The organism is Melioribacter sp. Ez-97 (assembly GCF_051488665.1).
Classification (GTDB): domain Bacteria; phylum Bacteroidota; class Ignavibacteria; order Ignavibacteriales; family Melioribacteraceae; genus Melioribacter.
In genome coordinates, this window is record NZ_JBPSEG010000018.1 from 1 (window position 1) to 13374 (window position 13374).

Genomic DNA, 13374 nt, shown 5'->3' on the forward strand with positions numbered 1-13374 from the left:
AATTCCTCCCCAGGTGCCTGAAGTGCTGGTAAAAGTGATTTTATTTGCGGAAGTCCCTTGTGCATTTAGTGTACCGTTGATTATAAGTGATTTGCCGTTTGCAATGTATATTGTCGATCCAGGTTCAATTGTTAGTGTTGCACCACTGTCAACCGTTAAATCTCCCATTACTTTTAGTATGCCATAAAAAGAAATATTGCCATTTATCATACCGCCTGAAATACCTAAGAAAGGTATATAATTATGTTTTGTTATTGTAATGTATAATGGTCGAATAGATGTATTAAATGTGTAACTACTTATATTATCTTGATACTGCCAAAAAGAAGAACCGTTATCCAAGCTCGACACACAGATCGTAGCGGTGGAACTTCCTATATTTACTGTAATAGAATTTCCATTATCAGTAATGCTTATCGAACTAAACGTTGAAGGATTTTTTGTCCATATATGGGTAGCAGCATCACCGAATATATGCCAAGTATTGAACACCCCAGGCCCTGTTCCGGGGTAATCTTCAATCATTTTACAAGATCCGTTAAAACAGAGGCCACCTATAGTTAACTTTGCATCGTTTACTAACAAATCAATCGCTTCTGCTTGTGCAACCGTTGGCTCTACCCAAGGTTGACCAATAGATGAACCATAAAACCCAATTGCTCCTATCGGACTATTTTCTGTTCCACTCCTTAGCCAAGCTTCTGAAAAACAGGTTGCTATCTCAGAAAAAGAACCAACTTCGCATGCTACAGAAAAAATAAATGGTAACATTCCTGTGCTCGAAAGATTTTGTACGTCCGTAACAGAGAATAGCGGCCACACATATGGATAATTAAATCCCCACTCTGTTTCTGTGCCATGTCCAATATAATTGACAATTCCTCTACCATTATAAATGGCATTTGTAATTGGTGATGACGTAGTAATGTCGTATAACTTATCAACAGAGGTATAGCCATAGGTTAATAAATCATTTCGTAATAAATTACATCGCGTGGTATCTGCAGGATTGCCTTCATGGGATGCTATACCGCAAGCTTTCTGAAACCATGTACCGATGACAGGACTAGCCTCATAATTAATAATTCTTGCTATTTGGTTCTTAACATCATCTATATTGCTTGCTGAAATTCTAGATATATAAGCGTCAGGATAGGGATCATCACCTTCAAGCAGTACGTAGGTTGGGTCTGTCGGTGCTGTTTGCGTCCCAGGATAAGGAATACTCTTGGAAGGAATATCTGCATTATTTCCCTCACCTACTAAAAGTATGTATGTTACACTTTCCTGTGTGTTATACATATTCTGTATATAATTTTTTATTGCATTAACGGTTGTACCAATATCGGAACATTTTACAAGAATTGTTTTATTTCCTTTTCTTGTTCTCCAATCTCGTAGTGGAATCAAATTATTGTAAAAATCATCTGCAACTATAATTAACATTCTTCCTGCTTCAGCAATATCATCATAAGTAGACTTATTAAGGATTTTATTTTGGTTGTCTTCGTAATTTAAAAAGAATCTTTTATATAGGTTCATGAAGTCCTTATCGATTCTTTTCCCTTTTTCATTATTTTTCACATTAACATTATCAATACCTTCAGCAAACACTTTTACCACAATGCGCTTATAAGTAATTAATTTACCCATAACAGCATTATAACGAAAAGGATTGAATCTTAATGTAATTCCTCTTAAATCTCTAATTATAAACGGCTTTGAAAGTTCTATAATATTTTCAGGCCAAAATATATTTGTTATATAGATATCACTGAATGTATAAGGTACCTTTTCAGGATCAACCGAGCGGGGGAGACTACCTTTTGAAGGAGCTATAGGTTCAATAGATATAGTGTCGCTTTCAACTTCCAATATTTCGAATTGCATTTTAGCTGCATTTGGAATTACAATATTACTATTAATACGTGGTAGCTCTGGGTATCCTTTATCAAGAAATGTTGGAGCGTTAGGTATTGACAATTTCGTAAATGTTTTACCATTAATATCGATTTTGTTTTGAAAATATCCTGGTAATATTACCTCTATTACTATACTATTAGAAACATTTTCTATCAGGTTAGTAATCACAGGCCTTGCCTCGGCAGATTTGCAGTTTATCCACTGACCGGCAGAAGTACCCACTATCCAGAATAGGGTAGCGAATAAATAACATAAATTTTTCATTATAATTTCTCCTCTTAAATTTCTTATATGACTAGTCATATTGTAATTTTATTATTGAAAATTGAGCAACAGAAGTACTAATATTGGCTTCAGCATTGTCATGATATATACTTAAGGAATCAACATCTTTTCCATTATTTAAATATAACTACCCTTAGATTTTCAAAATTTTCTGGAGGGAAACGTTCATTGAAAATAGTCTGTCGTCCCCCCTCACATGCTATAAAAACATAACGACAAGCATGGGCCCACCTATAATCAGGTTGATCATCTATAAAAAAGAACCATGCGTTATATGGTACAGAATATTTAGTTGAATCCGGACCCCTTTGTTTTACTTTCGTGTTTGATTTTAATTTTGTTAATAGCTCATAAATAACCTTTCCCGAATCATTATTATTGAGAATGTCATAAAATACTATTTGTTCAGCTTCTTTCAGCGATATTTCATTTGGTTCAATGGTTTTTTCGGAACAAGACCCAAAAAATATCGGCACAAATAATGAAATCACATAAAAATGAAAAATATTTTGTTTCATTTGATCCTCCCAAGTCAACTATGAATATTAATATCATATTCATTTAGTTATTCTTCACTATTCTCTGTTGATAATTTTTATTTTATCTACATATTCTATCAAATAAACTTCTTTTTCATTCTGCACCTCCTGTCTTTTTTGAAATATAAAATCACTCCTCGCTACAATTAGTATAAAGTGGTAGAGAAAATAATTTTACCGCATAAACTAAAATTTACTTCATCCGTTAATTTCACCCTCAGTAAAATGAAATGAACTTACTCTAATCGGAAATTATCTGCCCTGCAATTATTCTCAGATAATTTTACTAAATTTCAAAAAAAAGTCAAGACTTTTTAACATAGGATTAGGGATTGGTGGTTAGGGGAGCTGGGGTTCTTGGTTTTGGGGTTCGTCGTACTGGGATTCTTGGCTTTGGAGTTCAATATTTGTAGTTCTATTAGGAACTAGGGATCAGGGTGTAGGGATTAGTGGGTAGAAATTCTTTTTTCTTTGCTATATGTTGATATACAATAGCTGATAGTTTTGATGTATAATATACGCCTCTTTTTAACGAAGAACATTGTACCTCAGCGCTCCCGAACGCCCCCGTCTTTGCGAGGAGTGAGCTTTGTGCGAATGACGTAGCAAACTCAAATTAAACCTCAAAGCGCGCCACGGACGCAAAGGTCACGGTCACTCCGACTCCGCCGCAGGCGGAGGAAGAATCTCCAAGTCAGTTAAGTAGATCAAATTGCCATACAAGATCCTTCGTCGTTCCGTCTACGTCGGATCTCCTCAGAAAGACAAATTGCTGTATTTGTGATGCTCAAAGCAATGGTGAAAGTAATATTAATACTTTATGTCTTTCTGAACCCGCCATCGGCGGGTGAAGAATCTCTATCTTTCCCCCCTAACTTCCGCACGAAGAACCTGCCCACCGGTAGGCAGGCGCCCGGACCTAAACACGAATTTGGCAATGCTTGTAATTTTGTAATCTTGTTAACAGCAAAGCGTTTCCGGACAAAAACGGAATTTATTAATTTGAAAATATGTGAATAAATCAATTGAGAATATTCGATAAATCTTTTTCAAGCGTTTCTTCGGGCGTTTCTATAATTCTGCCCTTTTCCTCGTTGTTTTTGTAGATGATGAATGTGGGTACGAGCGCAATCTCTTTATCGCTTATGTCGATATCGTCCGCCTTTTTATTTCTGTCGACGGCGATCAGTCTTAAATTTTTATCGGAGAATCCGCATAGATCGAGAATTTTTAAGAATCGCGGAACTTCTCTTCGGCTGTCGCTGCACCATGTGCCGAATACAACTTCAATCGCGTATTCTTTTAAATTTTTCTTAAGACGCTCGATTACTAGCGTGTCCGGAGCGTAATTGTCATATTCTTCGCTGAACCACACGGAATAAGAGCTGTCGGTTAAATTTTCTCTCGTTATTTCGCCGATCAAAATATTCTTACCGGATTTTTCGTCGAATGTGAAATTGCATTTTTCCTGCGCCAAAAGAGCGCCGGCAAGAAGTAATGAAAATACAAGAATTTTCATTTCGATTCCATGTTTATGTTTCGGATGTCGAGTCCCCAGAAAAGTTTGTTTCTGAGTATTTCAAAATAATTCGATTTGTTCGAGTGAACGAGATTAAAACTGTTCCCGCCTTTTGTAATTTCGATTGCCACCGGCGTATTGCGTGAAATAGTACGTTGACCGTCGCAGTTGATATTTACCTTTCCATAGAGCGAACGCGCAACGATTCTAATTTTCTGCTCGCCCGATATTACAAGCGGTCGCATTGTAAGTATATGAGGCGCAATGGGGCTCAATGTAATTGCTTTTGCTTTCGGATTTACAATCGGTCCGCCCGCGGCAAGAGAATAACCCGTACTTCCCGTCGGCGTGGCAACTATAAGACCGTCGGCGGAGAATGTGGAAACGTAGTCGTCGTCAATTTTAATTGTAAGCTCAATTAACTTTGCCCACGAGCCTTTGTCGATAACAATGTCGTTAATAGCGTATAGTTCGTCGTCTACGCCTTCAATCTTGCCTCTCAACGTCATTCTCTTTTCGACTATATAGCTACCATTTTTCAAATCGCTCAAAAATTCTTTAAACGAATCGACGTCGAATTCCGCGAGGAAACCCATTTTACCGAGATTTACTCCGATAACGGGCGTTTCGGTATTTCGGATTGAATAGGCAGTAGACAATATTGTGCCGTCGCCACCGATCGAAACCACCATATCGGAATATTTGATCAATTCATCGAGCGGAAGAAAATCAGAATTTTTCACCGGGTCGGGAAACTCTTCCTGCATCCCGAGCATTATATTCGACAAAGCGTATTCGATACCAGCTTCTCTGATTTGCCTTACAAGCAGATCTACTGTATTGACAATATCCTCTTTGGAAATATTCGGTATTAAACCCAATTTCATTTTCTATCCATTTCCCATAATTTAACGTATTTGGTAAATACATAGAGCGACGAAAAAACAGACAGTATTAAACCGTGCAGCCCGTCCAGAAAGCCGAGACGTAATATATACATTTTTAGAAACAGAAAAGGCGGACGCAACAATAAATCCCTCATGCCCGCTCTTTTACCTTTGGAATGTAATTCTCCGGCAGCCAGAGTAGTATAGTTGTTGAACTTTTCAAAATAATGTTTAACGTCCGGATCGGTATAGTGATTCAAATCATTTTTAAGATAACCTTTTTTCCCTTCGACCTGTAAACCTTCGTGAACATTCTTCGAGTCGAAACGAGCTTTGTTTTTATTAAAAAGCCGCAAAACGTAACCGGGGTACCATCCGCAATGTTTAATCCACTTTCCCAGGAAGAAAGCTCTGCGCTTTACGTAATAGGCGTCGTGCCGCGGTTTACTCTTCTTGAAGTTTATTAATTCCTCTTTCAGTTCGGGAGTCAATTCTTCGTCGGCGTCGATCCACAAAACCCAATCGTGTTTTGTTTTTGTCAAAGCGTAATTTTTAGTCGGTCCGTATCCCCGCCATTCGACCGTTTCATAATTCACATTCGGAAAAGATTTAACTATGTCTTCCGTGCCGTCCGTAGTTTTCGAATCGATCAGAACCACAATGTCGTCGATTACATCGTTCAGACTTTGCAGACACCTGCCGATATTATTTTTTTCGTTGCACGCTATTAAAATAGCCGAAAGATTAATCATGATCAGGCAATATCCCTGAATTGAAGTTCGTATAATTTTTTGTAAATCCCTTCTTCGTCTTTAATCAAATCCTCATGCTTGCCGTCCTGAACGATTTTGCCCTGTTCGAGCACGAGAATCCTGTCTGCGTTTCGGATTGTGCTCAGGCGGTGCGCAATAACGAATACTGTGCGGTTATGTAATAATCTTTCGATGGCTTCCTGAACCAGGACTTCCGATTCGTTGTCGAGCGCGGAAGTGGCTTCGTCTAAAATCATAATCGGAGGATTTTTCAGAATTGCCCGGGCAATCGATATTCTTTGACGTTGTCCTCCGGACAGCTTTGTTCCTTTTTCTCCGATGATAGTGTCGTACTTATGGTGCAATTCCATTATAAACTTATGAGCGTTGGCGGCTTTTGCCGCTTCGATTATTTTTTGATCGTCGCATTCGGTAAGTCCGTAAGCTATATTATTCCTTACGGTATCATTGAACAATACCGTTTCCTGAGTCACTATTCCCATTAATTTTCTAAGGTCTTCAATTTTAAAAGACCGTATATCGAGTCCGTCGAGTAAAATGGCGCCTTCCACCGGGTCGTAAAATCTGGGTATTAAATCGACAAGAGTGGTTTTACCCGCTCCGCTGCTGCCCACTATCGCGATTATTTTACCTTTGTTTGCGGTAAAATTAATATTATCGAGCACAAGCGATTCCGAATCTTCATACTTGAACGATACGTTTCTGAATTCAAGTTTATCATTGAAATCATGGAGCGGCGCGGGATTCTCAGGGTCTTTAATAGAAGGTTCGGTGTCGAGTATTTCGAAAATTCTGTCGGCTGCCGCGCTCGATTCCTGAATTCTGTTGTTGACGCTGCTGAGTTCTTTTACGGGCGGCATTAATTGAAATATGGCAAAGAGAAATCCGATAAACTGACTTGCCGTTATCGATTTATCGACAAGCACAAGCTGAGCGCCGAAATAGATAATAACCACCCCGACGATAACGCTCAGGAATTCCGTCGTCGGACTCGATATGTTTCTTATACGAGTTATTTTTAGCGAAAGTCTGAAAAATCCTTCCGTTTCTTCTTCGAACTTACGATTCTCATATTCTTCCATGCCGAAAGCTTTGACGATTTTAATGCCGGTAATAGTTTCGTGAAGACGGTTTGTGAGGTCAGCTATTTTTTGCTGCAGCAGACCGCTTTGCTTTCTGATAATCAGTCCGATATAACTGATTACAATTAGAGAAAAGGGAAGCACAATCAGCGAAAACAGAGTCAGTTTCCAGCTTATTGCAATAGCTATTCCAAGAAAAACTATTATCTTAAGCGGTTCTCTGATAAGATTAAGAAAAACGGCGGAAATGCTCGAATTGACGGCATTGACGTCGTTCATTATTCTCGAAATCAAATTGCCCGTCTTTTCGTTTTTAAAATAGCTCATCGGCAATTTATGAAGATGCCGATAAGCCTGATTCCGCAAATCTTTTATTACGCCCTGTTCGACGAACGCAAGATAATAAGTCTGCAGATAGCCGAACAAATTTTTGCCCAGGAAAGCGATAATTATAAGCAGACAGATTTTAATCAATACTTCGGAAACGGAGCCCGCAAAAATAAACGTTTGTATTTCGTTCAAAAGCCGGTTCACTTCCCGAACAATCCAGAAATCGCCGCCTGAATTCAAACCGCTCTTTTGTAAAACCGCGGACGAGCCTTCGCTCACTCCCTTTTGTTGAAACAAAGTATCGAGAAGAGGAATAGACAAATAAATAGAAGCGCCGTCGAGCAACGCCGAAAATATCGTAAAGACTATCGAAGCTGTCAGATGTTTCCAGTACGGTTTAAGATAACCAACTATTCTGAAGTAAGTTTTCATAACATAAATTTAAGACCGCACCCGCCGGGAATCATAATGCGGTCGTATATTTTATCGTTTGCATAATCGTATATTCCGATGCCGGATATACCGTTATTTTCTTCGTCAAAAAATAATAAGTTTCCGTGAACTAATAAATTCATGTAGGGAGGCCCGTAGAAAGTCCGTCGTATTTTCATGGAATAATTGTCTACAACAATCAACTCCGATTTTCTATTGCTTCCTTCGGACTTAAATGTAAGAAAAAGATATTTTTCATCCGGGGTCCATTCGTTTCGAGACAATTCTCCTTCGTACTCCTTAATAAGAATTTCTTTGTTCTCTTCTAGATTCTTCAGGTAGATAAAGCTTTTGCCGTTCTCATAAATATATCTGAAGTGGAACTTACCCTTCGGCGAAACCGAAACAGGCTTCAAAACAGAAGGTTTTGGAAATCCGTCTTTTGTCAAATCGAATTTACGTTCGGATAACTTAGAGTAGTTGCCTTCTTTGTCGAACGAATAGATCGATTGAACAAGTATTTGCGGACTCAGAGTGTCCGGTTTGGTAAAATTTACCTTGAATGTGTCTTCGTTTTCCCAATAGGAATAAATCTGCAAACCTCTTCCGAAATAAAACAGTTCATTTAAATCGTCGTCCTGCGTTCGATAATGGTATAGCCGCGCGTCTCTTACGAACGGGAACTCTCCTCTTATTCCCCAGCTCAACGCCGTAATTATAAAGGCATAATTCCTGTCTTCGGAATAACTGAGAGAGAGAACTTTTCTTCCCCAGCGGCTCCAGTAAGGAATCGATTTCTTTTTTACCAGATCGTATTTGTAGAGCGACTGCCTGCCGTAATAATCGCCGATAAACAACAATGTCCTATAATTATCTTTTACGAATTTATCTTTGTAATAAATCCGGTAGTCTTCGATTCCTGATTTCATGAACAATTCAAATCCCGCCATTCCCGCTTCGAATACGGACGGGTAATTCCCGGATGTCAACAGATATTCGCCCCCGGAACTTTTTACAATTTGATAACCGGTTAACAGCGACTTGTCAAGATTTGAAGCATATTGAACGAGTTTTAACGAGTCTTTCGACTTTTTCAACACAAGGGTATAACCGTCGCTGACTTCAATTTCTTTTTCAGGAGTACAAAGTATAATCAAAGTAAAAATTGCGACAAGCAGAAACAATATTTTGATTTTTTTCCCTTTCAACGTTTATCCGCGCGGATGATGGTCTCTGTGCATTTGTTTGACAAATTCTCTGTCGATATGAGTATAAATCTGAGTCGTTGAAATATCGGCGTGCCCGAGCATTTCCTGAACGGCTCTCAAATCGGCGCCTCCCTCAATCAGATGCGTCGCAAACGAATGTCTGAAAGTATGCGGATGAATTTCTTTTTCGATACCCGCTTCTTTCGAATAACGTTCGAATATTTTCCAAATCCACATTCTCGACAATTTTCCGCCGCGCCTGTTCAGGAAAACTATATTTTCCGACTTAACTTTATTCTTCAAAAAAGGTCTTCCTCTTTTAAGATATTCATTAACCCAGTAAACCGCGCTAATTCCCACCGGCACATATCTTTCCTTCGAGCCTTTGCCCAATACTCTTACCACTTCGTCTTCAAAAAGCAAGTCGGGAATTCTTAAATTTATCAGTTCCGAAACGCGCAATCCTGAAGAATAAAAAAGTTCCAATATGGCCCGGTCACGCAATCCGATTGGAGAAGACGAATCGACGCAGTTCAAAATTAAATCGATTTCTTCGACCGAAAGAACCGAAGGGAGTTTTCTCGATTTCGGAACTCCGGATAGTTTTTCGGTTGGATTCGACGTGACATAATTCATATTTTCAAGAAAATTCCAGAAACCTTTAATTGCCGACATATATCTTGCCGAAGTGGAGGAGTCGATGCCCGTCCGTCTGATTTCCTCAAAATACTCTGATATAATTTCAGAAGTAACTTCGTTCAGGTCGGCAACGAGTTTTCTATCCAGAAAATCGAAAAACTTCTTCAAATCGGATTGGTAACTGTTTACCGTATTTTCGGAAAGATTTTTTTCGTACAAAAGAAGCGTCAAATATTCTTTAAGAAAAGCTTCCATCGGCTATGCGTCTTTTTTGTTGTTTTCCATTTCGTCCTGCTTCGGGTAACGTATTCTTTTATGATGCTGACCGATGAGAATATTCTTAAACGACTCTCTTATTTTTTTAATATCCCTGAAAGTTAATGTAGAATTATCCAGTTGACCGTCGGTTATTCGGTCGTCAATAATATTGTCGATTACATTTTCAATTTTCCGGGGAGTCGGTTCCGGCATTGCGCGCACAGTCGATTCGCATGCGTCGGCAATCATAACGAGCGCAGTTTCTTTCGTATTCGGTTTAGGACCTTTATAACGATACTCGTCGATTTTCACATTCGCTTCGCCGTATAATTCTTTGGCTTTTTCGTAAAAGTATTTTATTACCATCGTTCCGTGATGCATCGGTATGAAATCGATTATTTCCTGCGGCAGATTGTATTTCTTTGCCAGTTCCACTCCTTTAATAACGTGGTCGATAATTATTTTTACGCTTTCTTCCGGTTTCAATTTATCGTGAATATTTTCGGCGCCCGATTGATTTTCTACAAACCCGGTCGGCTCCGCCAATTTACCGATGTCGTGATAATACGCTCCGACGCGCGCAAGTATCGGATTGGCTGAAATTTCTTCGGCAGCCGATTCTACCATTGTTCCGATTACCATAGAATGGTTGAATGTGCCGGGAGCTTTTCTTGCAAGTTCCTTTAATAACGGATGATTAAAATCCGTCAGTTCCAACAGCGTCAGGTCGGTCGTAATGGCGAAGAACTTTTCGATGAAAATAATCAAACCATAAGTAAGCACAGGACTTATCAATGCGTTCGATGCGGCGTAGATCAAACTGAATCCCATTTGATTCAGAGTGTCGAACCTTTCGAGTCCGAATGCTACAATGCTTAAAAAATAACCCACAAGAATAAAAACCAGGGAGCGGAAAATTTGGTTTCTGTTTTTGATATCCCGAACAGTATATGCGGCGAGAGCCCCCGCGACAATATTCATAACCGCAAATATATAATCGTTGCCTCTCAAACCCGCTACAATCAATGCGGTAACAACCGTACCGTAAAAACCTACTCGCGAATCGAAAATAATCGTCAACAACATCGAAGATACAGCCACCGGAACAAGCAATTCGGCTTCGACCGGAAGGTCGAGCTGATAAATTAAATAAGCAAAGAAACTCACAAAAAGGAATATTATCGAGATGAGAAGTATTCTAACGTTGTCGTTATAAATTTTCTTTCGGAACAGATAGATATACAAAATAAACGGAAGCAATATAACAGCGACGTGGAGGAATTTGCCGACGTTCTGAGTAATCTTCCCCAGATAAGTAATCTCTTCGCCTTTGGCAACTCGATAGGAATCGATTTTTTGTTTTATTTCGGGAGTAATCCGGTCGTGTTTGGCTACTATCCTCTCGTTTTCATTAACGATTCCGACAACTCTGGGAACTTTATCCATCGCGTTTTGAATAGCCATTTGCGTGTCGTCGTAACTGAAAGTAATATTCGGCTTCAGAAAGTAGAGTATATATTCTGTTAAAGCCGAAACCAGTTCGTCGTTATTGCCCGCATTTGCTCTCAGATAACTTTCGATAAATTCACTTACCGAAGAAATATCGAAGAAAAATGTTTTTGGGTACAGTCTTTCGTATTTCCCCTGACGAACAGTAATGCTGTCTCTTTTAATATCCTGGTAGGACTGATCGATTAATCCGCGTTGATAAATTCTCTTTACCAGTTCCTCGGATAAATTAAGCGCACTTCTAAACGAACGAATTTGCAGATTGCCGAACGAGCCCGGATTTCTTTTGAGCCTAGAGAATATTTCCGCAGAGGAATTGCTTAACGGAATGTATTTGAAAAATTCTTCTCTGGACAATCTCTGTTGAAGAAGTTTATTGTATCTTCTAAGGGAATCGAGACCGGCTTCGGTAATATTATCGTCTCTGATAAAAACCGGCAGCACTCTTGCGGCGGCGGCTTGTCTTTCTTTCCTGTATGTTTCGGCGTCTTTGAGGATTTCAAATGTTTTCGATGCTATCAGATCGTCTTGAATCCAGATCGAACCGACGTTTACTTCCGATTCGATTGCTTCGCCCGTGGGAAACATAAAGACAATAAGCAGCACAGTAACAAAAGCCGTTAATAGCTTTATCTTGAAATCGGTTCTGTAATTCTTGTTTTTAAAAAAACTCATTTACGACCTGGCTTTTAAGAGCAAATGAAGAAACTCATTGATACCGCCGTTATTGTTGTCGCCTTTGGTAATCATATCAGCCAATCTTTTTAACTCGGGCACAGCATTCGCCATGGCAATCTTTACGGCATTTGTTTCAAAAAGCGATATATCGTTGTACCAATCTCCGATTACGGCTGTTTCCTTAATGCTGATTTTTAATTTACGACAAAGTTTAATCAATCCTTTGCCTTTACTCGACCCGATATTTCTGATTTCAAGATAGTAGATGCCGCCGTGGTCGTGCGATTTATAATAATTGCTTCTGACGCCGTAGACATACGGAAAACTCATTTTACGGGCAGCCTTCGAAATATTATCCCTGAAATCGCTCATCATGACAATTTCCAATACCTCCGACGTATATTCATTATAGTCGTCGACCTTTTTGAATATAGCGCCGTATTTCTCAAGCAGTTCCAAAGCCTGGGCGTTCCTTGTCGTATAATATACGGCATCGGCGCCGCAAAGAACGTGAATCAAAGAATACCTGGCAGCCAGCGAAAGAGCTCGTTTTACGTGCTTTTCCTTTATGTGCGATTCGTAAAGAACTTCATCGTTAACAGGATTAACAATATGAGTTCCGTCGAGCGCAATAACCGGAATTTTAATGCCGAGATTCAGTATATGCATCGCAACGGTTTTAGCCAAACGTCCCGTGGCAATTGTAAACATAACGCCTTTTTCTTCCAGTAATTTCACAAGCTTAATCGTATCTTCGTTCAGTCTGTCATTACTGTCGACCGCCGTGCCGTCGAGATCGAATACAACCAATTTGATTTTTCTTAAAATTTCCGGATTAATCATAATTATTGGAACATTTGATGTTTATATATAGGAATTTGGAAGACATATATCAACAAATTTATTGAAATCAATGAGATTGAGATTTGGGAAACGGATTAATCTTTCTGAAGCTCTTGCAAAGCTTCGTCCACCGTATCATGGATATAAAGCACTCTGTCGAGCTGAGAGATCTGTATTAATGTTTTTACGTTCTTTGTGGGAGCGGCTAATCTAAGAATTCCGTCATTAGCCTGAAGTATTCGATATGCCAGAAGTATTGCGCTCAACCCCGAACTGTCGCAGTAATCGACTTCCGAAAGGTCAATAATAAGTTTATTGATGTCGCCCGTATGAAGTAAAATAGTAAACTCGCCTTTTACAAAACCGGCTATCGACGTGTCGAATTTTTTTTCGTTGAGCTTGAATATCGCTATGTCTTCAATTTTCTTTAATTCGTAATTTATATTTTCATTCATTCTAATTCTTCTCT

At 39.2% G+C, this 13374-nt stretch carries 11 protein-coding genes; all 11 read right to left on the bottom strand.

The window, feature by feature from the left end; translation table 11 throughout:
- The coding region (locus ACSSWA_RS14090) for a C25 family cysteine peptidase (protein WP_437357191.1) at positions 1-2187 on the bottom strand (2187 nt) is incomplete at its 3' end.
- 134 nt (positions 2188-2321) lie between these two features.
- Complete coding sequence (locus tag ACSSWA_RS14095) at positions 2322-2726, bottom strand: hypothetical protein (RefSeq protein ID WP_437357192.1); 405 nt, start codon at positions 2724-2726, stop codon at positions 2322-2324.
- A gap of 1042 nt (positions 2727-3768) precedes the next feature.
- Entirely contained in the window at positions 3769-4266 is a 498-nt protein-coding gene (locus ACSSWA_RS14100) for a thioredoxin (protein ID WP_437357193.1), read from the bottom strand.
- A complete protein-coding gene (locus ACSSWA_RS14105) occupies positions 4263-5153 on the bottom strand; it encodes an NAD(+)/NADH kinase (protein WP_437357194.1) in 891 nt (296 codons plus the stop codon). Before ACSSWA_RS14105 ends, ACSSWA_RS14100 begins: the two co-directional genes overlap by 4 nt.
- On the bottom strand, positions 5150-5905 hold the full coding sequence (locus ACSSWA_RS14110) for a glycosyltransferase family 2 protein (protein ID WP_437357195.1): 756 nt from the start codon (positions 5903-5905) through the stop codon (positions 5150-5152). The genes ACSSWA_RS14105 and ACSSWA_RS14110 overlap by 4 nt, the downstream gene beginning before the upstream one ends.
- A gap of 2 nt (positions 5906-5907) precedes the next feature.
- On the bottom strand, positions 5908-7770 hold the full coding sequence (locus ACSSWA_RS14115) for an ABC transporter ATP-binding protein (RefSeq protein WP_437357196.1): 1863 nt from the start codon (positions 7768-7770) through the stop codon (positions 5908-5910).
- Positions 7767-8978, bottom strand: coding sequence for a hypothetical protein (locus ACSSWA_RS14120; RefSeq protein ID WP_437357197.1), 1212 nt, complete (start codon positions 8976-8978; stop codon positions 7767-7769). Before ACSSWA_RS14120 ends, ACSSWA_RS14115 begins: the two co-directional genes overlap by 4 nt.
- Before the next feature lie 3 nt (positions 8979-8981).
- Positions 8982-9872 carry a site-specific tyrosine recombinase XerD gene (xerD, locus tag ACSSWA_RS14125; RefSeq protein WP_437357198.1) on the bottom strand — a complete coding sequence of 297 codons (891 nt, stop codon included), beginning with the start codon at positions 9870-9872 and terminating at the stop codon, positions 8982-8984.
- Positions 9873-9875: 3 nt separating this feature from the next.
- On the bottom strand, positions 9876-12059 hold the full coding sequence (locus ACSSWA_RS14130) for an HD family phosphohydrolase (RefSeq protein ID WP_437357199.1): 2184 nt from the start codon (positions 12057-12059) through the stop codon (positions 9876-9878).
- Positions 12060-12905 carry an HAD family hydrolase gene (locus ACSSWA_RS14135; protein ID WP_437357200.1) on the bottom strand — a complete coding sequence of 282 codons (846 nt, stop codon included), beginning with the start codon at positions 12903-12905 and terminating at the stop codon, positions 12060-12062. It lies immediately after the preceding gene.
- A gap of 95 nt (positions 12906-13000) precedes the next feature.
- Positions 13001-13360, bottom strand: a complete 360-nt coding sequence (locus ACSSWA_RS14140) for an STAS domain-containing protein (RefSeq protein WP_437357201.1) — start codon at positions 13358-13360, stop codon at positions 13001-13003.
- Positions 13361-13374: the final 14 nt, after the last annotated feature.

Bases quoted from the DNA above. Each gene is read 5' to 3' on its own strand.
- ACSSWA_RS14095 (WP_437357192.1), bottom strand. From the start codon at position 2,726: ATGAAACAAAATATTTTTCATTTTTATGTGATTTCATTATTTGTGCCG.
- ACSSWA_RS14100 (WP_437357193.1), bottom strand. From the start codon at position 4,266: ATGAAAATTCTTGTATTTTCATTACTTCTTGCCGGCGCTCTTTTGGCG.
- ACSSWA_RS14105 (WP_437357194.1), bottom strand. From the start codon at position 5,153: ATGAAATTGGGTTTAATACCGAATATTTCCAAAGAGGATATTGTCAAT.
- ACSSWA_RS14110 (WP_437357195.1), bottom strand. From the start codon at position 5,905: ATGATTAATCTTTCGGCTATTTTAATAGCGTGCAACGAAAAAAATAAT.
- ACSSWA_RS14115 (WP_437357196.1), bottom strand. From the start codon at position 7,770: ATGAAAACTTACTTCAGAATAGTTGGTTATCTTAAACCGTACTGGAAA.
- xerD (WP_437357198.1), bottom strand. From the start codon at position 9,872: ATGGAAGCTTTTCTTAAAGAATATTTGACGCTTCTTTTGTACGAAAAA.
- ACSSWA_RS14130 (WP_437357199.1), bottom strand. From the start codon at position 12,059: ATGAGTTTTTTTAAAAACAAGAATTACAGAACCGATTTCAAGATAAAG.
- ACSSWA_RS14135 (WP_437357200.1), bottom strand. From the start codon at position 12,905: ATGATTAATCCGGAAATTTTAAGAAAAATCAAATTGGTTGTATTCGAT.
- ACSSWA_RS14140 (WP_437357201.1), bottom strand. From the start codon at position 13,360: ATGAATGAAAATATAAATTACGAATTAAAGAAAATTGAAGACATAGCG.